Annotated in this window: 23 protein-coding genes; 13 read left to right on the top strand and 10 right to left on the bottom strand. The window is 65.2% G+C overall.

All coding sequences use genetic code 11. The features are described from left to right. Window positions 1–5: 5 nt before the first annotated feature. The 9 genes from GJ672_RS03990 (at window position 6) to GJ672_RS03955 (ending at window position 8915) form a co-directional block, all read left to right on the top strand. Window positions 6–1895 carry a nitrilase-related carbon-nitrogen hydrolase gene (locus GJ672_RS03990; protein WP_154295983.1) on the top strand — a complete coding sequence of 630 codons (1890 nt, stop codon included), beginning with the start codon at window positions 6–8 and terminating at the stop codon, window positions 1893–1895. 73 nt (window positions 1896–1968) lie between these two features. Further along, window positions 1969–2235: a Flp family type IVb pilin gene (locus GJ672_RS03985; RefSeq protein ID WP_154295982.1), complete on the top strand. Its 267-nt coding sequence runs from the start codon at window positions 1969–1971 to the stop codon at window positions 2233–2235. Next, window positions 2222–3451 carry a hypothetical protein gene (locus GJ672_RS03980; protein WP_154295981.1) on the top strand — a complete coding sequence of 410 codons (1230 nt, stop codon included), beginning with the start codon at window positions 2222–2224 and terminating at the stop codon, window positions 3449–3451. Before GJ672_RS03985 ends, GJ672_RS03980 begins: the two co-directional genes overlap by 14 nt. Then, window positions 3448–4242, top strand: coding sequence for a hypothetical protein (locus GJ672_RS03975; protein ID WP_154295980.1), 795 nt, complete (start codon window positions 3448–3450; stop codon window positions 4240–4242). The genes GJ672_RS03980 and GJ672_RS03975 overlap by 4 nt, the downstream gene beginning before the upstream one ends. Further along, window positions 4199–4948, top strand: a complete 750-nt coding sequence (locus GJ672_RS03970) for a hypothetical protein (protein ID WP_154295979.1) — start codon at window positions 4199–4201, stop codon at window positions 4946–4948. Before GJ672_RS03975 ends, GJ672_RS03970 begins: the two co-directional genes overlap by 44 nt. A 12-nt stretch (window positions 4949–4960) precedes the next feature. After that, window positions 4961–5089 (top strand): hypothetical protein, encoded by a 129-nt coding sequence (locus GJ672_RS09625; protein WP_255424890.1) that lies wholly within the window; start codon window positions 4961–4963, stop codon window positions 5087–5089. A gap of 15 nt (window positions 5090–5104) precedes the next feature. After that, entirely contained in the window at window positions 5105–5893 is a 789-nt protein-coding gene (gene cpaB, locus GJ672_RS03965) for a Flp pilus assembly protein CpaB (RefSeq protein ID WP_154295978.1), read from the top strand. Beyond that, window positions 5890–7236: a type II and III secretion system protein family protein gene (locus GJ672_RS03960; RefSeq protein ID WP_154295977.1), complete on the top strand. Its 1347-nt coding sequence runs from the start codon at window positions 5890–5892 to the stop codon at window positions 7234–7236. Before cpaB ends, GJ672_RS03960 begins: the two co-directional genes overlap by 4 nt. Then, window positions 7236–8915 carry an ATPase, T2SS/T4P/T4SS family gene (locus GJ672_RS03955; protein WP_154295976.1) on the top strand — a complete coding sequence of 560 codons (1680 nt, stop codon included), beginning with the start codon at window positions 7236–7238 and terminating at the stop codon, window positions 8913–8915. Before GJ672_RS03960 ends, GJ672_RS03955 begins: the two co-directional genes overlap by 1 nt. Here the strand turns inward: GJ672_RS03955 and GJ672_RS03950 are convergent. From GJ672_RS03950 to edd, 9 genes are all read right to left on the bottom strand, one after another. Then, the gene (locus GJ672_RS03950; protein ID WP_154295975.1) at window positions 8880–9203 is read right to left on the bottom strand and encodes an SUF system Fe-S cluster assembly protein; all 324 of its coding nucleotides are present in this window, start codon (window positions 9201–9203) and stop codon (window positions 8880–8882) included. The genes GJ672_RS03955 and GJ672_RS03950 overlap by 36 nt on opposite strands. Window positions 9204–9205: 2 nt before the next feature. Further along, entirely contained in the window at window positions 9206–9652 is a 447-nt protein-coding gene (gene sufU / locus GJ672_RS03945; RefSeq protein ID WP_154295974.1) for a Fe-S cluster assembly sulfur transfer protein SufU, read from the bottom strand. Window positions 9653–9654: 2 nt separating this feature from the next. Then, window positions 9655–10905 (bottom strand): aminotransferase class V-fold PLP-dependent enzyme, encoded by a 1251-nt coding sequence (locus GJ672_RS03940; protein ID WP_229381949.1) that lies wholly within the window; start codon window positions 10903–10905, stop codon window positions 9655–9657. A gap of 2 nt (window positions 10906–10907) precedes the next feature. Further along, entirely contained in the window at window positions 10908–12236 is a 1329-nt protein-coding gene (gene sufD, locus GJ672_RS03935; RefSeq protein ID WP_154295973.1) for a Fe-S cluster assembly protein SufD, read from the bottom strand. 21 nt (window positions 12237–12257) lie between these two features. Beyond that, window positions 12258–13013 (bottom strand): Fe-S cluster assembly ATPase SufC, encoded by a 756-nt coding sequence (gene sufC / locus GJ672_RS03930; protein ID WP_154295972.1) that lies wholly within the window; start codon window positions 13011–13013, stop codon window positions 12258–12260. A 95-nt stretch (window positions 13014–13108) separates the two neighbouring features. Beyond that, window positions 13109–14557 carry a Fe-S cluster assembly protein SufB gene (sufB, locus tag GJ672_RS03925; protein ID WP_154295971.1) on the bottom strand — a complete coding sequence of 483 codons (1449 nt, stop codon included), beginning with the start codon at window positions 14555–14557 and terminating at the stop codon, window positions 13109–13111. Continuing rightward, window positions 14547–15014, bottom strand: coding sequence for an SUF system Fe-S cluster assembly regulator (locus GJ672_RS03920; protein ID WP_154295970.1), 468 nt, complete (start codon window positions 15012–15014; stop codon window positions 14547–14549). The genes sufB and GJ672_RS03920 overlap by 11 nt, the downstream gene beginning before the upstream one ends. Window positions 15015–15070: 56 nt before the next feature. Continuing rightward, window positions 15071–15805, bottom strand: coding sequence for a bifunctional 4-hydroxy-2-oxoglutarate aldolase/2-dehydro-3-deoxy-phosphogluconate aldolase (locus GJ672_RS03915; protein WP_154295969.1), 735 nt, complete (start codon window positions 15803–15805; stop codon window positions 15071–15073). After that, entirely contained in the window at window positions 15802–17679 is a 1878-nt protein-coding gene (edd, locus tag GJ672_RS03910; RefSeq protein ID WP_154295968.1) for a phosphogluconate dehydratase, read from the bottom strand. Before edd ends, GJ672_RS03915 begins: the two co-directional genes overlap by 4 nt. Before the next feature lie 152 nt (window positions 17680–17831). Between edd and zwf the strand changes: the two genes are divergently transcribed. From zwf to GJ672_RS03890, 4 genes are read left to right on the top strand one after another with little or no spacing between them, the layout of a single operon-like run. Further along, window positions 17832–19295, top strand: a complete 1464-nt coding sequence (gene zwf, locus GJ672_RS03905; RefSeq protein ID WP_154295967.1) for a glucose-6-phosphate dehydrogenase — start codon at window positions 17832–17834, stop codon at window positions 19293–19295. Continuing rightward, window positions 19295–20008, top strand: a complete 714-nt coding sequence (gene pgl / locus GJ672_RS03900) for a 6-phosphogluconolactonase (RefSeq protein ID WP_154295966.1) — start codon at window positions 19295–19297, stop codon at window positions 20006–20008. The genes zwf and pgl overlap by 1 nt, the downstream gene beginning before the upstream one ends. Beyond that, a complete protein-coding gene (glk, locus tag GJ672_RS03895) occupies window positions 19989–20963 on the top strand; it encodes a glucokinase (protein WP_195759547.1) in 975 nt (324 codons plus the stop codon). The genes pgl and glk overlap by 20 nt, the downstream gene beginning before the upstream one ends. Next, window positions 20960–21847 (top strand): MurR/RpiR family transcriptional regulator, encoded by an 888-nt coding sequence (locus GJ672_RS03890; RefSeq protein WP_229381948.1) that lies wholly within the window; start codon window positions 20960–20962, stop codon window positions 21845–21847. The genes glk and GJ672_RS03890 overlap by 4 nt, the downstream gene beginning before the upstream one ends. Here the strand turns inward: GJ672_RS03890 and GJ672_RS03885 are convergent. Further along, window positions 21823–23268 (bottom strand): RsmB/NOP family class I SAM-dependent RNA methyltransferase, encoded by a 1446-nt coding sequence (locus tag GJ672_RS03885; protein WP_154295964.1) that lies wholly within the window; start codon window positions 23266–23268, stop codon window positions 21823–21825. The genes GJ672_RS03890 and GJ672_RS03885 overlap by 25 nt on opposite strands. Window positions 23269–23270: the final 2 nt, after the last annotated feature.

Genomic DNA, 23270 nt, shown 5'->3' with positions numbered 1-23270 from the left:
CCCGCGTGCATGGACTCCTCGCCGGTCTGCTGGCGATTCTCGCCCTGCCGCCGCTGGAACTGAGCCTCGCCGGACTGTTCTGGCTTGTCCCCTGGGTCATGGGGCTGGCCGGTCCCCTGACCCCTCGTCTGCTCCACACCCTGCCTTTGACCCTGGCCCCGGTGTTCTACGTCAGTGCCGTCGCGCTCACCGAAGCGCCATTGACCATCGCCGCCCTGCTGCTGGTTACCGTGGCCCCGTTCATGACCGCCGCCTGCCTCGCCGCGGACGGATCCGGGCGCAGCAGCGGCCTCCGCATCTTGTCGGCCATCGTCGTCCTGGTCCTGATGCTGCATGGGCTGCGGTATGCCGGGTCGCCGGTTTCCCTGACCCTGCCGGCGACGCCAGTGCCCGGCGTGGTCCGGATCGTCAACATCCTCGGCCTGCTCGGCTCGGATTTGGTGTTGGGCCTCCTCCAGGCCAGCACCGCCCTCGCCCTCAGGCATATCCTGAACGGTCGGGGTCTTCGCTCGGTGGCATCCAGCGGCCTTGCCAGTGGTTGTTTGCCGTTGATGGTATTGGCCGGTGCCCACGACGGTGCCACGCCCGCGCCCGCCAGCACCGATGCCTCCCCATCCATCCGGATTGCCCTCATGGAAACCCACCTGAGTGGGCTGGAGCGCGACTGGGTGGCCGCCGACGGTGTCCTCGAGGACATCCTCCAGCGACAGGCCCACGGGCGGGATCAGGCGAAGGCGGCGGGGGCGGACTGGATTGTCTGGCCGGAGTCGGCGACACCCGGCTACCGTCAGCCGCCGGTGGCGGAGTGGCCAGAGCGCCCCGAGGCTGAATCACCGCAGCGCCAACCCCTGGAAATCCTTCACGGCTATATCTACAGGAGCCCGGGACAGCTCGGCAGTGTCGGCATCGCACGCTCCAGTGACGGATCCACTCAACGCGTCGAAAAGGTACGCCCACTGCCGTTCGCCGAGGATTATTTAACGCCCTCGACGGGCGAACCGCCGCTGGTCGACATTGACGGCGTCCGCGTCGCGATCCTGATCTGCTCCGATACACTGCGCCAGGGGACCGTCCAGCGGATCCGGCAGGCTGAGGCGCAGTTGATCGTTAACCTCAGCGGCACGGCCCTGGCGGCGGGACCCCGACTGGCGACCATCCATCGCTGGGCCACCCACCTGCAAGCCGCCAATGCCAACATTCCGGTGGTGGTGGCCGAGAACGGCCGGCCGGGTGACCTACTGCGGCCGGATGGGCGCCTGGAGGCCGCCAGCAATCCGGAGCCGATGCCGTTTCGCCTGGTGACAATGGCGGTGGACAGCCACCACCCGGAACACCGGTCGTTCATTACGGTGGTCGCCGCGATTGGGGTGCTGGCAACACTATGGGGTGCCCTTCGGTGCCACCCGTCTGCCATCAGCGGCCATACCGGCAACCGGATGGCGGGGCTGGCCGTCTTTTTGAGCCTGCCGCTGCTGTTCCTGGGCCCGCCGGATCGCACCTCAACCCCGGGTTGGCTCACGTCCGGATTCACTTACCAGGCGGTCACCTCGGCCTCGAACCCGGACGCGGGTGCCTTAGCGCTGGTCGCACGGCAATTCGGCGTACCCGCACACTGGCGGGATGTGCCCGAGGGTCGCACTGGCAGCCTTCGCTGGCTCTGCGAAACCGCGGGGGTCATCGCGGATGGCCGAGGGCCGGTGGCTGCGCCCGCGTATGGCTTGCTGCGGCAGGACGATCGGCTGTTGGCCGTGCGCAAGGAAGCGGCCGGCCATGCGGTGCGCTTCGATCCGTTCACTGGCGGATTCCACTCCGTCGATCCCGACTCCCCGATGATCCACTGGCTGCGGGCCGCTAGTCCCGATGAACACTGCCGCTCGGCAGGAATGATCCGCTAATGGACTGACGGTACTGGTGGCGTTGGAACCCCGCCGATAGCCTCATCCCCCACACAGGCAAAGGAGGTCATCCATGGCAGCAGAATCCCGGCTCCGGAACCGCCAGCTCGGGCAGGGCATGTCCGAGTACATCATCATCACCGCTTTGATCGCCGTCGCCGGCATCGGCATCTTCTCGGCATTTGGCGATACCATCGCTAACCAGGCGGCGGCCATGGCTCGGGAAATGGCCGGTCAGGACGGCAGCGAGCAGATCCAGCGCGCCGAGAGTGACTCGGACCGGGCCGCCAGCCGCGCCTCTCAGCAGACCACGCTGCAAAACTTCGATGCCCAGAACTAGGGATGATCGGGGACAGGTCCTGCCGGTCCTGCTGGCAGTGATCCTGATCACGGTTGTGACTCTGTTGGCGACCCACCGAATGAGTCAGGCGGTTCATCAGTCAACGGTTGTGGTCAACGCCGCTGATGGGGCCGCCTACAGCGCGGCGGTGTGGACGGCGCGGCGCATGAACCTGCTGGCTTACAGCAACCGCGCCATGGTGGCCAATCACATCGCCGTGGGACATCTGGTGGCCTACATCAGCTGGCTCCGCTACGCCGACAGCGCCATCGACCGAATTGCCCGGCTCGCCCGGTACTTGCCCGGCGTGGGCACCGCGGTGGCTCAGGGCCGTGAAGTGGCCCGCCGGGCGCGGATACTGGCCGCCACCACCAGCGGCGTCATGATTCGCGGCCTTGATGGGCTGAATGCGCTGTATGCCACCGCCCAGCTGGACCTGCGCCGGGAAATCATGCCCTGGCACCTCAACACCATCATGCGGGAAGTCGCCACCGGGTATGGCTCCGAACTCGACGTCAATCGCATGAGTCACCTGAATCGAATCCCCTCACCCTACCGGCAGGCCGCGCAGGGGCTGCTCGGCGGATGGGCCGTGAACATGGCGCGCCACGTCACCGGTGATCGGCCCGGCCGTGACGACCGCTACTTCTCCCGAATTCTGAGCGAGACCATTGACCATGACTCGGATCTTTCCCGCTGGATTCGGGGCCGGGAAAGCACCGGGTCTCCCCGCTTCGGCACCGGCGGTCGAACCTGGTCGAGCCGCATTCCGCTGCTGATCCGGTTTCGAAAGCAGGGGCCCACCAACCGGGCCGACAACCCATCCGCCGGGGGCTGGCGGTCAGCCGACCGGCTGCAGTATGGGGAGTACAACGTGACGAAGCTGCGCTGGGGGAGCTGGCGCACCCTGGCGAGCGGCCAGGCCGACGCCCGGGAACTCGCGGGGGGTTACCGCGGAATTCGGCGTTATCAACGGCTTTCGGAGGGCATTCGGGAAAACCGCGCTTTCCGTATTCCGGCGCTGGTCAGCACGGGGTCTCCGGCGGAGACTGACGGCCGGGATAATCATCATCATCTCAGCACCGCCGAGGTGCGCTACCAGCTGCCGGAGGCCTGCCGCGGCGCTCGTCAATGCCCGCGTCAGAGTGACCTTGCCAGTCTTTTCAATCCGTACTGGCAGGCGCGACTGGTGAATGCGGCGGAGTTGTCGCTGTGACCCGGCCGAGGAACCAACGCCGGTGCGCCTGCCAGTGCGGCAGTGCATTCACCGAAGTGATCCTGGGCCTGCTGGTACTGATCCCGGCATTCTGGGCCGTCGACCACCTCGGCCGGCTCGCCGAGATCCAGCGGGACACCACTCTGGGCGCGCGCTATGCAGTCTGGGAGGGCCTTACAACTCCGCCAGGACAACCGGTCAGGAGCAGCGTCGTCACGGAGCTGCGCGACCGGATCCATGGTGATGTTCGCGCACCGGTGGTGCCCGTCGAGACCATCGAGCAGGACGGCTACAGCCGTAATGCTCTGCGAGAGGGCGGCCGGAGGCCGCTGGTGACTGACACCGAGGCAGCAGGCATTCAGGCGCGTTATCCAGGCCATGAAGAGACGGGCGGCCTGAGCGACGATGGACCAGGTGCTGCCCTACTGGCACAGGGCCGATTCATGCCCACGGGCGTGGGGCTGGCCGGACTGTCCTCGGACATGCTGGGGTTGGCGGACTCGCCGCTCATCGTTCACGAACAGAGCGTCACGCTTTCCCTCGAGGAGGCGCCCCGGGACACGGACACGGGTGACTCCGCCCCGCAAATCACCGCTTCAGCAGCGCTGCTCACCGGAACGTGGGCAGCCCGATCCAACCGCGAATACCAGCGCCGGGCCAACCGGATTGTTGCAAGCCGGCCGGTGGATGTCTTCACCCGGCCGGCTCGATTCATCGGACGTTTTCCAGTCTTCAGGGAGGGAAGATATGCCGCAGGCACCGACTTTGTACCGCCATCCGTCGTTCACTGATCGGGTTTCGTCACCACTGATTGCCGGCCTGGTGCTGTTGGTGGGACTGTCCCTGCCGTCCAGCGCCAATGCATCCGATGCCTGCACGGTGCTAACGGCCGGCAATCACCGGCCGTCCGACGCGGCACTGGTGATGGACACCGAAGTGGCCGAATTCAATGGCCTGGAGATCTGCTTTCAGGCCTACGAGACCGAGCTGGCACCCCGAGACGTAATAAGCCATTACCGCAACCTCTGGTCGGATCGAAGCGGGGTGCTGGATGAATGGCAGCCCGAATCCGGTCAAAGGCAGCTGTCACTCAGATCGCTGGAACGAAGCGTCCAGGTGACGGCTTTTTCCAGTGGCCGTGGCAGTGCCGTTCAACTCTCGGAGATCCAGATGCCGCCCGCGGGAACTGAGCCAGCCATCGCTCCGGAAGTCCGCATCCCCGGACTCGAACCCATTCAGGATCTTCGTCACGAGGAAGCGCGCACGATATCCCTGATCTCGCAACGCCCCCCCGCCGTCGCCCTTGCCCGTATCACGGACTGGCTGCAGATGCAGGGCTATGAGTCCCGCCCCGTCCCGTCCGATCTGCCTTCGCCGGATCGACCCATGAAAACCCGGTTATTTGAGGGCCAGCCGGGTGACCCACGCCTTTATGTCGCGGTGGCTCATGAAGCTCAGGGCAGTCAGGCCCATATTCTTTTTCTGCCCGGCCAGTAAGGGGATCAATCCATGAGCACCGCAGAGTATCTGGCGATCGCCGCCGGACTGGTGGTCGTCTGGCAGGGCGCGGACGCCGTGATCGCGATGCTTTCCCTTCGCGAAGAACGTCTGCTGTGGACCTTTTCGCTGCCTCTCTAAGGGGATCGGTGTGAGATGAACCCGATTGTTCGCGGACTCCTCCTGGGGGCGGGGGCATTGATGGCCGGCGGGGCGGGAACCTTTCTCGCCGACCGGCACCTGGCCGAGCAGACCGCCGCCATCGAATCCTCCCTGCGCGCCGATCACCAGGCCCGGCCGGTTCTGGTGGCCAATCAGCCCCTGATGCAGGGGGACCGACTGGCTGCCCAGCGCGTGGCGCTGCGCGAGGTGCCGGTCAACTACCTGCATGCCGCCGCGATCACCGAGGATCAGTGGCCGGACTACGCAGGAGCGCTGCTTCGGGCGCCGGTGGAACCGGGAGAGCCGTTGCTACCCAGTCATCTCGAGCATGACCAGACAACCCGACTGGCGGAGCTGATCACCCCGGGTGACCGCGCGATCACCCTGCCGCTGTCCGGGGCATCCACCCTCAACACCCTGCTCAACCCGGCGGATCGGGTGGATTTGATGATCACATGGCGGACTGAGGGAGAGCGCCAGACCGCGCCGCTGCTCTCGGATGTGCCGATTATTGCCATCGGCGATGACCTGGGCGGCAACGACCCCCACGGCGGATTCGGCAGTGCCTCCTACCGGGATATTACCGTCGCGGTCTCCCCCGAGAACGCCGCCAGGATCACCCAGGCTCAAACCATGGGAGAAATTCACGTGGCACTGCGTGGCACCGACGACCATGGCCCGATCGATCCGTTTTTGGTGGACGCTAGGTCGATTTTCAGCGAGGACCGCGCCGATGCCGACCGAACCCCCGGTGTGGAGGTGATCATTGGAGGTCGACGATGAGAGAACACGGCCGGGTCAGAGGCCGGATACTGGGTCTGCTGTTGTTCTTCATGGCGGGAATCCTGCCGGTGCAGTCCGCCGGTGTGGTGGAGGTCCCGGTGGGGCGCTCGCACATCGTCGAGGCAGATGATATCGAGCGAGTGGCGATCGCCAGCGGCGAGGTGGCGGCCGTGGAGGTGATTGAGGCCCGCAGCGAAGTGCTGATATTCGGTCGCTCGCCGGGGCACACGGATCTGGTGATCTGGCATGGCAATGGACAGCGAAGTGTCTACCCGATTCATGTCCATGCCCCCGGCGCCGGCACCGACAAGGCCACCGTGCAGCATCTGGTCAGCCTGATCGACGGGGTCACCATGAACGCTGTCGAGGACCACCTGATCCTGACCGGAACACCGGAGTCGCCCCAGGATGCCGCCCGGCTGCAACGCCTTTTGACCCTTTATCCGGACATTCGCAACTTTTCCGCGGACTTTGATGCCCCCCCGCCGAAAACCGTTCGGCTGGAGGCCCGTTTTGTCGAGCTCAGTCGCTCGAAGCTTGAGCAGATCGGCGTCGACTGGAGTCCCCGGTCTCCCGCCGTCAGCTTCGCCTGGGCCTCGGATCTGCGGACCAACAACGTCTTCCGCGGCGATTTCGGTGGCTTCCTCCCGGCGGACCAGTTGCCGCTGGATATCGGCCAGGCCAACAGTTATCTCGGGGTCGGCCTCAACCTCAACGCCATGATCGACCTGCTGGGCGAGTCCGGCGAGGCGCGGGTGATTGCCGAGCCCATGCTTTCGACACTGAGTGGCTCCAGCGCCCAGTTTCAGGCCGGTGGAGAAGTCCCCATTCCGATCCAGGGCGACGACGGCGCGACCACGGTGTCTTTCAGGGACTACGGCATCCTGCTGCGGGTGGAACCGGCCGTGATGGCTGACAACCAGATCCGCACCCGGGTGGAAGTGGAAATCAGCGATGTGGACGAATCCGTCACCGTCATGGGCATCCCCGGCTTCTCGGTCCGTCAGGCCAACACCGAAATGCGTGGCCCCAGCGGTGAAGCCATGCTCATTGCCGGTCTCATCGACGGTCGGCAGTCCGAGGCGGTTAGTCAGGTCCCCGGCCTCGGCGATCTGCCCGTTATCGGTGAGCTATTCCGGTCCCGGCGCTTCCAGAGCGATGAAACCGAACTGGTGGTGGTGATCACGCCCTATCTTCAGGAAGAAGCGCCGCCGGCGCCGGTATCGGTCGCCACGCCCTCACCCGCAGAACCCACACCCTCCGGGGTTCGGGAAACCGCTGAAATCGAGCCATTCACCCCGGACGCCGGTCATCAACCATTGCCCCTGGAGTTACCGCCGTAATGACGCCGCTGACGCTATCCATCACCACCCAATCCGGCCAATTCGAGCAGACCGTGCCGCCGGACAGCCGGCAGGTGGTTGGCCGCAGTCGCTACTGCGACATCCCGATCCGGCCATCGCAGATGGCGCGCCGGCACGCCGAGATTCGCTACGACGCCCAGGGGCTCTGGCTGCGTGCCCTGAGCGCCCGCCACCCCCTCCTCCACGACGGCGAGCCGGTCCGGGAAGTCGGCCCCCTGGCCCCCGGCGACCCGGTGGAGCTCGCCGATGTGGTACTGCAACGGCCCGCGTCCGATCCGGTGGACCCCTCCGCGCTGGTGGAGGAGGCAGCCATTGCCGACGAACCGGAGGCACCCGCGGGCCCCGTGATCGGACCGGCACTGGCCCGGCAATTCCAGGAGGCAATCAGTCAGCGCCTGGATCTCTATCAACGGGATGTGCTGGAAACGCTTTCAACGGAGCGCCTCCGTGAGGAGGCTCAGGCGACCGCCTGGGCGCTGCTCAATGAGGGCGCGCTTGAGCTGCCGCCGAACATCGCCGCCGAGGAAGCCGTGCAGGCGGTGGTGGCCGAGACGGTCGGGCTCGGCCCCATCGAGCCCTTGCTGGCCGATAACGACGTCAGCGAAATCATGGTGAACGGACCGGACAGGATTTACGTGGAGCGTCATGGGCGACTGGAGCTGACGCCCCTGCGCTTCAGCTCGTCGGCTTCGCTGTTCGGGATTCTCGATCGCATCGTCTCGCCACTGGGGCGCCGTCTGGACGAGGGGTCACCGCTGGTGGACGGCCGCCTGCCGGATGGTTCCCGGGTGAATGCGATTATTCCGCCCCTGGCACTCGGGGGAGCAACATTGACCATCCGCCGATTTCCCGAGCGGCATCTGACACTCAAGGACCTGGTGAAAGCCGGCGCGTTGAGTGATTCCATGGCGCAATTTCTGCAGATCTGCATCGAACAGCGTCGCAACATCATCATTGCTGGCGGGACCGGGACCGGCAAAACCACAGTGCTCAACGCGCTGTCGGGTTTTATCGCTGAAGGTGAGCGCATTGTCACCATCGAGGATTCGGCAGAACTCCGGCTCCAGCAGGATCATGTGGTCGCTCTGGAATCCCGTCCCGCCAACATCGAGGGCAGTGGCGAAATCACCATTCGGGACCTGGTCAGAAACGCCCTGCGGATGCGACCGGACCGCATTCTGGTGGGTGAGTGCCGGGGCGGCGAGGCCCTGGACATGCTGCAGGCCATGAACACCGGTCATGACGGTTCACTTACCACCGCCCATGCCAATTCACCGCGGGATGCGGTCGCCAGGCTGGAGGTCATGACTATGATGGCGGGCTTCGACCTGCCGGTCCGGGCCATCCGGGAGCAGATCAGTTCCGCGGTGGACATCATCGTGCAGCTGACTCGGTTCGGCGATGGCGCCCGCCGCATCACGAAGATCACCGAGGTGGATGGCATGGAGGGCGAGCGGATACTGCTCAATGATCTATTCGTCTACCACGCGGCCGGCGGAAGGGGGAGTCGGGTCGCCGGTCACCATGCTCCCACCGGGCTGATCCCGTCCTTCATCCAGCAGGACAGCCACGACGGCGGTGGCGCGGACCTCGGTCTTTTTCAGGCGCCGACGGACGCCCGATTACATGAAACCGAGTTCCAGGCGGGCGCGCTCTGACATGCGGTCCTGGGTCCAGGGCGGATCCCAGGTGAGCTCCACCTCCGCCGCCTGGACACCGATGACGTCTTCAACGGCGGCCTTGACCATGATGGGCATCTGGCCGGCCACCGGACAGGCGGGTGACGTCAGGGTCATCAGGACATCCACGAACCCTTCTTCGTCCACGTCGATTTCGTAAATGAGGCCGAGTTCGTACACATCCACCGGAAGCTCCGGGTCATAGACCTTTTTCAGCGCCTCCACGATGCCGGCCCGGAGTGCGGCGGGATCAGCGGTTTCTGCCATGGCTATTCCGTCGAGACCTCAGGCTGATTCTGGAGTGCCGCCTGCAGGGTGTGCCAGGGCAGCGTCGCGCATTTCACCCGCATCGGATAGTCCCTGACGCCGGCGAGAACTGCCAGCTTGCCCAAATCCGGATCGGAATCGGTGGCCTCCTCAGTGACCAGTCGGTGGAACCGATCAAACAGTGTCCGGGCTTCCTCAACGGTTTTGCCGCGCAGGCACTCGGTCAGAATGGACGCCGAGGCCATGGATATGGCGCAACCCGTGCCTTGGAAACCGATGTCCTGAATCATCCCGTTGTCGTCCACCCGCAGTTCGAGTCTCAGGCTGTCACCGCATAACGGATTGTGGCCATCGGCGCCGTGGCTATGCGGATCCACCGCCCGGAAATTCCGCGGGTGCTTGTTGTGATCCAGGATGACCTCCTGGTACAGGGCCCGCAGATCTGACATGGCTAACCGAAGAGCTCGTTGACCTTTCGCAGACCCGCCACCAGCTGGTCCACATCGGCTCGGTCGTTGTACAGGCCGAAGGAAGCGCGCACGGTGGCCGGCACCCCGAATCGCTGCATCAACGGCTGGGTGCAGTGATGGCCCGCCCGCACCGCCACGCCTTCCATGTCCAGGATGGTGCCGATGTCGTGGGGATGGGCATGGTCCATCACGAACGAGATAACGCCGGCCTTGTCCGGTGCCGTGCCGATCACCCGCAACCCGTTGATTTCCTTGATCGCCTCGTTGGCGTACTCCAGCAATCCCACTTCGTGGTCGAGGATGCGGTTCCGCCCAATGCCCATCATGTACTCAAGGCCCGCGCCCAGAGCGATAACCCCGGCGATATTCGGCGTGCCCGCCTCGAAGCGCTGGGGCGGCTCGGCGTATTCGGTTTTCTCGAAGGTGACGGTGCGGATCATGTCACCGCCGCCCTGGTAGGGCGGCATGGCCTCAAGGTGCTCCAGACGACCCCACAGCACCCCGGCGCCGCTGGGCCCATAGGTCTTGTGGGCGGAAAAGCAGTAGAAGTCCGCACCCAGCGCCTGCATGTCGACGGTCATGTGCGGCGCTGACTGGGCGCCATCCACCAGCACCGGGATGCCCCGCTCCCGGGCCAGGGCGGTGATGGCTTCCACCGGGTTGATGGTTCCCAGGGTGTTGGATACATGGACAACGCTGATAAAGCGGGTGCGATCGCTGATGCGCTCCCGCAGGGCGTCCATGTCCAGTTGGCCGTCATCGAGCACCGGGGCCACCACCAGCCGCGCGCCGGTGACCTCGGTGATCATCTGCCACGGGACGATATTGGCATGGTGCTCCATGCCGGTGATTAGAACCTCGTCCCCAGGCCCCAACATCGGCCGCACAAAGGACTGAGCCACCAGGTTGATCGCCTCGGTGGCGCCCCGAACGAACACCACCTCGCGTTCGCTATCGGCGTTGAGGAACTGCCGGACGATTTCCCGCACGCCCTCGTAGGCCTGAGTGGACTGCTGGGAGAGCTGGTAAACGCCGCGATGGATGTTGGCGTAGTAACGCTCGTAGCACCCTCGCTCAGCGTCGATCACCGCCTGGGGCTTCTGGGCGCTCGCCGCGCTGTCCAGAAAAGCTAGCCGATGGCCGTTCATCGGCTGCTGGAGCACGGGGAAGTCACCCCGCAGCTGCTGGACGTCCAGCGGCTCGGCGTTCACCGGATCTGGCTCGACGCTCACTCTCAAAGGATATCTCCAATATCGTCATCCTCGACGCCAAGCCGGCGCATGAGGACTTTGCGGACGTGGTCTCGAACCCCGCTCACCCGGAACATGTCCACGATCTCGCCGGCGAAGGCCAGGGTCAACATGCCCTGCGCCCCGGCCGCATCGATACCCCGGGTGCGCAGGTAGAAATACGCTTCCTGATCGAGTTCGCCCACCGTTGAACCGTGGGTGCACTTCACGTCATCCGCGTAGATCTCGAGCCGCGGATTGGAGTGGGCCAGCGACCGCTTGCCCAGCACCAGGTTGCGGTTTTCCTGCACGGCATCGGTCTTCTGGGCCCCCTCGAACACCTTCACCAGGCCATCAAAAATGGTCTCGGAGCGTCCCTGGAGAATCCCCTTGAAGCGCTGCCGGCTATAGCAGTTGGGCACCCGATGGTTGAACCAGTTATGGAAATCGGTGAACTGCCGGCCCTCGGTGAGATAGATGCCGTTGCAGTCGATTTCGCCATGCTCGCCTTCCAGGTCGGCGATCAGATCGAGGCGGGCCAGCCGCCCCCCATCACCCACGAATGCGCCCCGCAGGGAGGCCTCGGCCTGGGCCGTCAAATTGACCGTGCCAATGTTGATGGTGGCGATCCCGTCTTCCTGCAAGCGGCTGTAGTCGAGGATGGTGCGCTCCCCGGCAAACAGCTCACTGACCGGGCAAACCATGGCACCGGTTTGCGCATCGCCGATGAACCGCTCGACAACGCGGACCTCCGAACCATCTTCGGCGTCCACCAGGACCCGCGGATAGATGGCCCGGCCGTCCGCCTCGGGGGTGGTGATGTGGGTGATCGCCAACGGCTTCTCGATGAGCGAGCCGGCGGCCACATGCACATACGCCCCGTCGGCGAAAAAGGCGGTGTTCAGCGCCGCGAACGGATGCCAGTGGATGTCGGCCCGACTGGCGAGCCGGTCGGTGAGATGGGTCGGGGCGCTGTCTCCATATTCACTGAACGGCGCCACGGTGAGGCCCGCTGCCAGCCCCTCCAGATCGGAGAGGGCCGATGAGAACTGGCCATCCACAAACACCAGCCGATGGCACTCGCCCAGGTCACCCAGCCGCTCGATCAGCTCGGCCGGCGCGGTGCCCTGCCCCTCGGCCACCGGGAAATGGTGCTCCGTGACCGGGCGCAGGTTGGTCTTTCGCCAGGCCTCTTCACGGGGACCGGGGAAGCCACGGGCTTCAAACGCATCAATCCCGCGCCGGTTCAGATCCGCCAGCCAGCGCGCCGAGGCGGCCGGTGCCGACTCGAAGCCTTCCAGATAGGTGCTCTTTTCTCTCGCAACCGCTTGCATTGGTCCGATTCCTCCCGGGCCTCAGGCCGCGTTTTCCTCAAAGCCTTCGTAACCCTGGCTCTCGAGCTCATGGGCCAGCTCTTTGCCACCGGTCTTGACGATCCGACCATTCATGAGGACATGCACCACGTCCGGCACGATGTACTGCAGCAGCCGCTGGTAATGGGTGATCACCAGAAAGGAGCGGTCATCGCTGCGCATGGCGTTGACACCATCCGAGACGGTTCTCAAAGCATCGATGTCGAGGCCGGAGTCGGTCTCGTCGAGAATACCGATCTTCGGCTCCAGCACCGACATGTGGAAGATTTCGTTGCGCTTTTTCTCACCGCCGGAGAATCCCTCGTTCACCGGGCGCTGCAGCAGGCCTTCGTCAAGCTTGACCCGCCGGGCGCGCTCGCGCACCAGCTCCAGAAACTCCATGGCGTCAATTTCGTCATGGCCGTGGTGCTTGCGGATGGCGTTCACCGCGGCTTTCAGAAAATAGGTGTTGGACACCCCGGGAATCTCCACCGGGTACTGAAACCCCAGGAACACGCCCTCGCGGGCCCGCTCCTCGGGATCCATCTCGAGCAGGTCCTGGCCATTGAACAGCACTTCGCCCTCGGTGATTTCGTAGGCTTCATCGCCCACCAGCGCTTTCGCCAGCGTGCTCTTGCCGCCACCGTTGGGACCCATGATGGCGTGAACCTTGCCCGGCTCGATGGTGAGATCCAACCCTTTGAGGATCTCATTGCCCTCCACATTGACGTGGAGATTGCGGATTTCCAGCAGTGCCATGTCTGACTCCTGAATTGGTTTTTTCAAAAATTCTTTTCACGGAGCGGGCTACACCCGCTCCGGCTCGTTGGTCCGCGGGAACCGGTCGGCGATGATCAGCCGACGGAATCCTCCAGAGTGATCTCCAGCAGCTTCTGCGCCTCCACGGCAAACTCCATGGGCAGCTCCCGGAAGACTTCCTTGCAGAAGCCGTTGACGATCAACGAGACCGCGTCTTCCTCGGCAATACCGCGGGAGAGGCAATAGAGGATCTGGTCCTCACCAATTTTTGAGGTGGTGGCCTCATGCTCCAGCTGGGCGGTGGTGTTGTTCACGTCCAGGTAGGGGAACGTGTGTGCACCACACTCCGAGCCCATCAGCATGGAGTCGCACTGGGAGTAGTTGCGCGCATTGGACGCGGTGGGAGCAATCCGCACCAGGCCCCGGTACACCTGCTGACCCTCCTGAGCGGAAATGCCCTTGGAGACGATGGTGCTGCGGGTATTCTTGCCCAGATGAATCATCTTGGTGCCGGTATCCGCCTGCTGCCGAAGCCGCGTCACGGCCACGCTGTAGAACTCGCCCACGGAGTTGTCACCGCGCATCACCACGCTCGGGTATTTCCAGGTGATCGCCGAGCCGGTCTCCACCTGGGTCCAGGAGATTTTGGAGTTATCTCCCTCGCAGACTCCCCGCTTGGTCACGAAGTTGTAAATGCCGCCCTTGCCTTCGGCATTCCCCGGGTACCAGTTCTGAACCGTGGAATACTTGATTTCGGCGTTGTCCAGCGCCACCAGCTCCACCACGGCGGCGTGCAGCTGATTCTCGTCCCGCATGGGCGCCGTGCATCCCTCGAGGTACGAGACATAACTGCTGTCCTCGGCGATGATCAGCGTCCGCTCGAACTGACCCGTGTTCGCGGCATTGATCCGGAAGTAGGTGGACAGCTCCATGGGGCAGCGAACGCCCTTGGGGATGTAGACGAATGAGCCGTCGGTAAAGACCGCCGAGTTCAGCGCCGCAAAGAAGTTGTCGTTGCGCGGGATCACCGTGCCCAGGTACTTCTTCACCAGCTCCGGGTGATTCTCAATGGCTTCGGACATGGAACAGAAGATGATGCCCTGCTCGGCCAGTTTGTCCTTATAGGAGGTGGCCACCGATACAGAGTCGAACACCGCGTCCACCGCCACCCCGGCCAGCATTTCCTGCTCGTGGAGCGGAATGCCCAGCTTGTCGTAGGTGGCCTTGATCTCCGGATCGATGTCATCAAGGCTCTCCGGGCGATCCGCATCCGACTTCGGTGCGGAGAAATAGGAAATCGCCTGGAAGTCGATCGGGTCGTAGTGGACGTACTGCCAGTCCGGCTCCGGCATTGTCAGCCAGTTCCGGTAGGCCTCCAGCCGCCACTCGAGCATCCACTCCGGCTCGTTCTTCTTGGCCGAGATGAAACGAATGACATCTTCGTTAAGACCCGGCTCCACCGTATCCTGCTCGATATCGGTGACGAAACCGGCTTCATAACCCTTGTTGGTAAAACGCTCGATGGTCTCGGTGCTAGCGGACATAACGCACTCCGGTAAACTCCAGGGTGTGGGACTGACCGATGGACTCCGCCGGGTTGGCGTGGGTCATTTCGGCCAGACTGATCTCGGAGAGCGCCTTGAGCACCGCATCATTGATTTGGTGCCAGACGCCACTCACATGGCAGTTTTCGCCGTACTGACAGGCCGACTGGCCCTCTTCGATGCAGTCGGTCAGGGCAATCGGCCCTTCCAGTACGGTGATGATCTCGGCAACCGAGATATCCTCGGGACGGCGAGCCAGGCCATAGCCGCCTTTGGCGCCGCGATAGGAAACCAGAATCCCCCGACGGGCGAGGTGCTTGAGGATCTTGCTGACCACCGGCTGCGGCAAGCCCCGTGAGGCCGCCAGTGAAGCCGCGTTAAACCGCGCCTCCGGCTCCCGCGCCATGAGCGCCAGGATGCCTACACCGTAGTCTGTTTCCCGGTTCAACCTGATCATGGTTGGAGATCATACCGGAAACAGGACCGCTTTGGTACATTTTAAACTAGAAAATTTCAGCGAAGGTCTTCGTCGGCGCTACCGGGGTCTTCCTCGCCGGCCACGGAATACCAGTCAGCGCTGGCGGCACCGGGTTCCGAGTGCCGGCTCTCCCCGGGCACCCGCCGCCCGGAGGCGCCCGCCGCCAGGGCACTGATTCTTGCCCAGTCGCCTGCGGCAACGGCATCCGGCGGCGCCAGCCAGGTCCCGCCAACGCACAGCACATTGGGAAGCTGCAGATAGTCCAGGTAATTCCGGGGGCTGATTCCGCCGGTGGGACAGAAGCGCGCCGCGGGAAAAGGCCCGCCCAGGGCTTTCACGGCGGCAATGCCCCCGTTCACCTCCGCCGGAAAAAATTTCAGATGCGTGATCTCAGCCTCCGCGGCGCTCATGAGCTCGGACGGCGTTGCCACCCCTGGCAACAAGGGCAGATCGGCGGCGTCGGCGGCTACCGCGAGGCGATCCGTGAATCCGGGGCTGACCAGAAATCGGGCGCCGGCATCGGCGGCGGATCGCGCCTGGTCCGCCTGGGTAAACGTCCCCACCCCCAGCAGCGCGTCCGGCACCTGCCGGGCAATGGCCTCCACCGCTTCCAACGCGACGGGGGTGCGCAGCGTGACCTCCAGCACCGGTAGACCGCCGGCCACCAGCGCTTCCGCCAGGGGCACCGCATGGTCCGGTTCCTCGATGGCCAGCACCGGAATCACCGGCGCCCGGCCCAGAACAAAACCCATGGACAGTTGACCCGTCATGGCTTCGCGCCCCCGTGGCTGGAAATCGCCTCACCCGCGGTTGCCGCGGTGGCCACGCCGGGCATGAAGGTGATCGCTCCGGTCTCGGCGCCGCTGGCAACCGCCCGGAAGTTGGCGAACATCTCCCGGCCCATGCCGTGCTGGGGCTCGGAGACACCCCCGATGGATTCCCGACGCGACCATTCCTCCTCGGGGACCTGCGCCTGCAACTCGCCGCGCTCGGCATCCAGGCGAATGACATCGCCCTCGCGAATGCGGCCGATGGGCCCGCCTGCCACCCACTCCGGCGTGACATGAATCGCCGCCGGGACTTTGCCAGACGCCCCGGACATCCGGCCGTCGGTCACCAGCGCCACCTGCTGGCCCCGCCCCTGCAGAACGCCCAGCTCCGGGGTGAGCTTGTGCAACTCGGGCATGCCATTGGCCCGAGGACCCTGACCACGGACCACGCAGACAAAGTCGCCTTCCAGCTCACCGGCCCGGAAGGCGGCCAGCACCGCCTGCTGATCGCTGAACACCCGCGCCGGCGCCTCCACCACCCGATGCTCGGGCTTGACCGCCGAGACCTTGATCACGGCACGGCCGAGATTGCCATCCAGCACCCGCAGCCCGCCGTCGCTGGCAAACGGGGCGTCCACCGGGCGAATCACACTGTCGTCCCCCGCCGTGGCGGGAGCGGGCTGCCAGCGCACGCCGCCATCGGCCAGCGCGGGCTCTTCGCTGTATGCCCTCAGGCCGCGGCCGGCCACGGTCAAGACCTCGTCATGCAGCAGCCCGGCATCCAGCAGCTCGCGAACCAGGAACCCCATGCCGCCGGCGGCATGAAAGTGGTTCACGTCCGCCGAGCCATTGGGATAAATGCGGGTGAGCAGCGGTACCACCGACGACAGGGCATCGAAGTCATCCCAGGTGAGTCGAAGCCCGGCGGCGCGGGCGATGGCGATCAGATGAATGGTGTGATTGGTGGACCCGCCGGTGGCCAACAATCCGACAATGCCGTTAACGATGGCCCGCTCATCGATCACTCGGCCCACCGGCGCGAAGGCCTCGCGGTCCGCCAGGATCTCCATGACCCGGTGACCCGCGGCGATGGTCAGCGCGTCCCTCAACGGGGTGTTGGGGTTCACGAACGCCGCACCGGGCAGGTGCAGGCCCATCACCTCCATGAGCATCTGGTTGCTGTTCGCCGTGCCATAGAAAGTGCAGGTCCCAGGGCCATGATAGGACTGGGCTTCGGACTCGAGCAGCGCCTCCCGGCCCACTTTGCCCTCGGCGTAAAGGCCGCGAATGCGCGCTTTCTCATCATTGGGGATGCCGGTGGTCATGGGCCCAGCGGGCACGAAAATGAACGGCAGATGACCGAAGTGCAGCGCGCCGATTAACAGCCCGGGGACGATCTTGTCGCAAACCCCCAGACAGAGCCCGGCATCAAAGGTGTTGTGGGAAAGCGCCACCCCGGTGGCCATGGCAATGACATCACGACTGAACAGCGACAGCTCCATCCCCGGCTGCCCCTGGGTAACCCCATCGCACATGGCGGGCACGCCGCCGGCAAACTGAGCGGTGCCGCCGGCTTCACGGACCGCCTGCTTGAGAAGCGCCGGTAAACGCTCCAGGGGCTGGTGCGCCGAGAGCATGTCGTTGTAGGCGGACACGATGCCCACATTGGGTTTCTGCAGACCCTTGAGGCGCGCTTTGTCACTGTCCGGCGAAGCCGCAAAGGCGTGGGCCAGATTGGTACAGGACAGGGCAGTCCGCATGGGCCCGTCCGCCACGGCCCAATCGAGCCGCTGCAGGTAGTCACTGCGCAGACCATCACTGCGTGACCGAATGGCCTCCGTCACCCGCTCCACTACCGAATTAATCTGGACCATGAAAACCTCTTGATGCCTCTGGATGCCTGATTCGCTGAAACTTTACTACGCAAATGCCGATCCATCCCAGGGAATGCTCCCTTTTTAAGGGTGAAATCGATAAGCTAGCTGAAAGATTCCTACAGCTCGCTGTCATTGTCCCGGGAGGCGATTTGGAAACCGTCGAGCCATTTGACCTGATTCTTTTCGGCGCCACCGGCGACCTGTCCATGCGCAAGTTACTGCCCGCGCTTTATCGGCGCCACCGCAGCGGCCAGCTGGGGCCGGACGGACGCATCATTGCCACCGCCCGCAGCCAGATGAGTGCGGAGGAATTTCTCAGCCGCGCCGAGGCTAGCCTCGTCGAGCGGCTCACGCCTGAGGAGTTCACCGCCGAGGGGTGGGCTGGCTTTGTCCAGCGGCTGGTCTTCATCTCCGTGGATGCCGAAGCCCCCCGGGGCTTTCAGGATCTCGCGGACTGCCTGGCAGACCGCGAGGACCGGGTTCGGGTTTTTTACCTTGCGGTAGCGCCCGGACATTTTGTTGCCATTTGCGAGCATCTGGCCGCCCATCAGCTGGTGTCCGCCCGCTCCCGTGTGGTCCTGGAGAAACCGCTGGGCCACGACCTCGCGTCCGCCCAGGCGATCAGCGAGCGGATCGGCGCGATCTTTCCGGAGGAGGCGATCTACCGAATCGACCACTACCTGGGCAAGGAAACAGTCCAGAACCTCATGGCGCTGCGGTTCGGCAACATGCTCTTCGAGCCGCTGTGGCGCCGTGACTGGGTTCGGGACGTCCAGATCAGTGTGGCAGAGCAAGTGGGTGTGGATGGCCGAGCGGGTTTTTATGACCGCACCGGCGCCCTGCGGGACATGGTCCAGAATCACCTGCTTCAGCTGCTGTGCATTATTGCCATGGAACCCCCCACCAGCCTGGAGGCCGGCGCGGTGCGGGATGAAAAGCTCAAGGTGCTGCGCGCGCTGACCCGCCTGGAAGGCAAGGATGCCATGCGCAACACGGTGCGAGGTCAGTACCGGGCCGGGGCGATTGCCGGACAACCCGTGCCGGGCTATCTGCAGGAGGATGGCGTTGCGCCGGACAGCCGCACCGAGACCTTTGTCGCCCTGCGCACCGAGCTGTCCAACTGGCGCTGGGCCGGTGTGCCCTTTTATCTGCGCACCGGCAAGCGGCTGCAGGATCGGGCGGCGGAGATCATCATCAATTTTCGGGATGTCCCCCACTCCATCTTTCACGTGGTCTATGGCGCCGGCCAACCCAACCGGCTGGTGATCAAGCTGCAACCCGATGAGGGCGTGCGGATGCACATGATGGCCAAGAGCCCCGGTGATCGCATGGAACTGCGCCCGGTCTCCCTGAACCTGGACTTTGCCGAAGCCTTTCAGCAGCACCAGGCGGACGCCTATGAGCGGCTGCTCATGGACGTGCTGCGGGGCCGCCTGACGCTGTTCATGCGGCGCGATGAGCTCTATGCCGCCTGGAACTGGATCGAACCGATCCTTCAGGCCTGGGATGAAGCCGCCGATCCGCCCAAGCCCTATGTTGCCGGCACCTGGGGGCCCGCCGCCTCCAGCGCCCTGCTGGGCCGGGAAGACGCCAGTTGGCACGAGGAGTCCTGATGGCGGCACGTGAGGTTCTCGAGAGTGCTCAGCGATTCCCGAGCGGAGCGCGGGCGGCCAGCGAGCTGGCAAGCCGGGTCAGCGAGGTGATTGACTTCGCGGTCAGAGCCCGGGGGCGGGCCAGTCTGCTGGTGCCTGGCGGGCGAACCCCCGTTGCTGTTTTCGAGGCGCTGCGCACCCGCACACTGCCCTGGGACCAGGTCTACATCAGCCTGACCGATGAGCGCCGGGTGCCCGTGACCGATGAGGCCAGCAATGCCCGGCTGGTCCAGACCCATTTGCTGCAGGATCGCGCCGCCGCGGCGCACTTCTGCCCCATTCATCGGGAATCGGTGGATGATCGCGCCGACGAGGCGGCCTGCGGCGCGGCCCTTGGCATGCTGCCGCGACCCTTTGATGCGGTCATTCTGGGCATGGGGGCGGATGGCCACATCGCCTCGCTATTCCCGGACGATCCGAATCTGGCGCGCATGCTGGATCCGCGAAACGAGGCGCGTTGTGCCACCGCCAGGGCACCCGCCGAGCCGGTGCGGCGGTTGACCCTCACCTTCTCGACACTGCTGCAGAGCCGGTGGATGGCCCTGCACATCAGCGGCGAGGACAAGTGGGCCACGCTGGAAGCCGCGGTGGCCAGTGCCGACCCGCATCAGTATCCCGTCTACGCCCTGTTAAATCAGCGCCAGGTACCCGTCCGTGTCTATTGGTCGCCCTGAGCCCACTCCGCAGCTCATTGCGGATATCGGCGGGACCAACGCCCGCTTTGGCCTGGTGGACCCGGACAGCCTGGCACCTCAACCGCTAATCACCCTGCCGACCCGGTCATTTCAGGACTTGAGCACCCTGACCGAAGCGGCCCTGGAAGCCCATCCGGGCCCGCGCCCCGCCATCATGGCCTGTGCGGTGGCAGGACCGGTTCAGGGGGATGAAATTTGCCTGTTGAACGCCGGCTGGGCCTTCTCGGTGGAGGCCACTCGGCAGGCGCTGGGCCTCTCCCGGCTGGAGGTGATTAACGACTGGGAAGCCCAGGCCTGGGCCATTCCCGCGCTGGGTGCCTGTCATCTGGCGCCGATCCAGTCCGGCAGTGCTCATCACCGCACGGCACCCAGCCTGGCACTGGGTCCGGGCACGGGGCTGGGCAGCGCGCTGCTGGTCCCCACTCGTGATGACTGGCAGGTCTTCCCCACCGAGGGTGGGCACATCAGCTTTGGCCCCGCCGGCGCCCGCGAAGCCGAAGTGGTGCTGGCCATTCAGGCACGCTTTGGCCACTGCAGCGCGGAGCGGATGGCGTCAGGCACCGGACTCGAGGCGATTCACGGGGCCCTGAGGCAGCTGGACGGCGACCATTCGGCCCCGCTGGACGCCCGACAGATTGCCGATGCGGCCGAGGCCGGTGACCCGGTGGCTGAAGAAGCCGTGGATCTGTTGCTGAACGCCATTGCCAGTGCCGCCGGCGATCTGGCGCTGGCCACCGGTGCCCGAGGCGGTGTCTATCTGGGAGGCGGACTCATCCCGGCCCTGGGTGAGCGGTTCTCGGCCACGGCCTTCCAGGCCCGGTTTCAGGCCAAGGGGCGTTTCCGGGACTGGCTGGCGGCCATCCCGGTCTACCGCATCACCCACCCGCAGCCGGCGCTCCTGGGGCTGAGCCGATACTTGCAAGGACGATCATGACCCCAATGCCCGTCACGGAATCCAGCACGGCACTGCTCACCCGTATCGAACAGATCCGGCCCTCGCTGCCCCCCTCGGAGCAGAAGGTGGCGGACCGGATTCTGGCCCAACCACACACCGTCATTGATCAGTCCGTGGCGCGCCTCTCGGCCCAGTCCGGTGTCAGTGAGCCCACGGTGGTGCGTTTCTGTCAGCGGCTCGGGCACAAGGGCATTCAGGCATTCAAACTGGCGCTGGCGCGAAGTCTCGCCACTGATCATCGCCCAACAGGGCCACTGGGTGACACCGGCGACGAGCCGCTGGAAGCGCTGGCGGCCAAGGTGATGGACCGACAGATCGCCGCGCTGATCCAGACCCGTAATCACCTGGATCACAACACGCTGGAGCACGCCATCGACTGGCTGGCCCAGGCCAGTCGAATCGAGCTCTACGGCCACGGTGCCTCCGGCGCCGTGGCAGAGGACGCCCGCCACAAGTTCTTCCGACTGGGCATGCCCGTGGCGGCCTACACCGACCCGCACAACCATGCGATCTCGGCAACCGTGATACCGCCGGATGCCGTGATTATCGCGATCTCGCACACCGGGCGCAGTCAGGATCTGTTAAGCAGTGTGGCCACCGCCACCCGCCGCGGCGTGCCGGTGATCGCCATTACGGCGCCGGGGACGCCGCTGGCTGCCCAGGCGCGGTTGTGTCTGCACGCCGACGTCAATGAAGACATCGATATCTACGCCCCCATGCTCTCCCGGCTCGCCCATCTGGCGCTCCTGGATGTCCTGGCCGTGGGCGTGGCCCTGCGGGGCGGGGCCGCCACCCGCCGCCAGCTGGCGCAAATCAAGGCCTCACTGGACAGCCACCGTCAGACTGGCAACCCCAGCGACTGATCCCGTACCCAGGCCTTCGGGAACAGGCTCTCGAGTTCACCCGAACGGGTCAGGCGGGCCACCCCGAGGGGATGGCCGGCATGGGTCACGACCACCCACCCCGGGCCATCCAGCTCGGTGGCCGGCTGGAACCCGCCGGCGGCAACCGGCCGGCGCTGAAGATAAGCCGCCGCTGCCTCGGCACCCAGGGCAATCCGATTGCGCGTGGCCCGCGTGCCAAGCCACAACGCCAGCGCCGTGGTCGGCTTGACCGGCCTCATCTGAAGCCCCGCCACGGCCAGTCCATGCGCGTCCGGAATCGGGCGCCCATTCCATGGCTGTTCACCGCTGGCATAGTGCAGGTAGCGGCTGCCATCGCCACTGATCACGAGGCCGGCCAGGTGGGTGTCATCGATGCCAAAGCGGGTCTGCAAAACCCCGGTGGCCGGATGGTTGAGGCCGTGACTGCCCGCCTCTGCCCGGTTGCCGCCGTAATCCGCGGGCTGACGGCCCGCCTTTTTTAGCACCGCGACAAAGAATCCGCCGGTGTCCGTCATCCCCGGCCAAAGCCTCAGACACTTCGCCACCTGGGGATCATAGGATTGGCCTTCCCAGTGAGTGAAACCCGGCTGAACAGCGAGACCGGGGACCCGGGCCGTCTCAACGGCGACCGCCCCGTCGGCCCGGGTGAGCAGCGCATCCACCACCGCTTCGTTTTCTTCCGGCGCAAATGTGCAGGTGGAGTAGACAATCCGTCCGCCTGGCCGGCAAAGGCGCACCGCCCGCTCCAGCAACCGCAGCTGACGCTGCGCCAGAGGCTCACGGGCCGGGGTCTCCGCCGCTGCCCGGACCCGCCGCTCCGCCGACAACCGCCGCCAGGTGCCTTCACCGCTACAGGGCGCATCCACCAGCACCCGATCAAACGGGCCGGTTTGCAGCGGCAGTGCCTCGCCGGCGCCCCGCACCGTTAGAACATTCAGCAAGCCCAGGCGCCGCACGGTCTGCCGAAGCGGCGGCAGACGCCGGCTCTGGAGGTCGTTGGCCACCACCAGGCCCTGATTGTCCATGGCCAGGGCGATCTGCGCGGTCTTGTTCCCCGGGGCGGCACACAGGTCCAGCACCCGCTCCCCCGGGTGCGGATCAAGCAGCGCCACCGGCAGCCGCGCCGCCTCTTCCTGGATCTGGAATAAACCGGCGAAATAGCCCCAATGGCGCGCCACGTCGCTGTCGGCGTCGAGCCTCAGGCCCAGTGGATCCCAGGGGAGCGTTTGCGCGTCAAGACCCGCGGCTGCCAGCAGCTCCTGTAGGGCGTGGCGGGACAATCGATGGGGATGGGCCCATATCCCGGTGGGCAATGGCTCCGCCATGGCCTCGCGAAATGACTGAGCATCCGGCGCCGCCGACAGATAACGCCCCAGCCCCGGGGAAAAATCCGATGCCACCC

It is taken from the genome of Spiribacter sp. 2438, from assembly GCF_009676705.1.
Taxonomy (GTDB): domain Bacteria; phylum Pseudomonadota; class Gammaproteobacteria; order Nitrococcales; family Nitrococcaceae; genus Spiribacter.
This window is presented reverse-complemented; position numbering and strand designations above follow the sequence as displayed.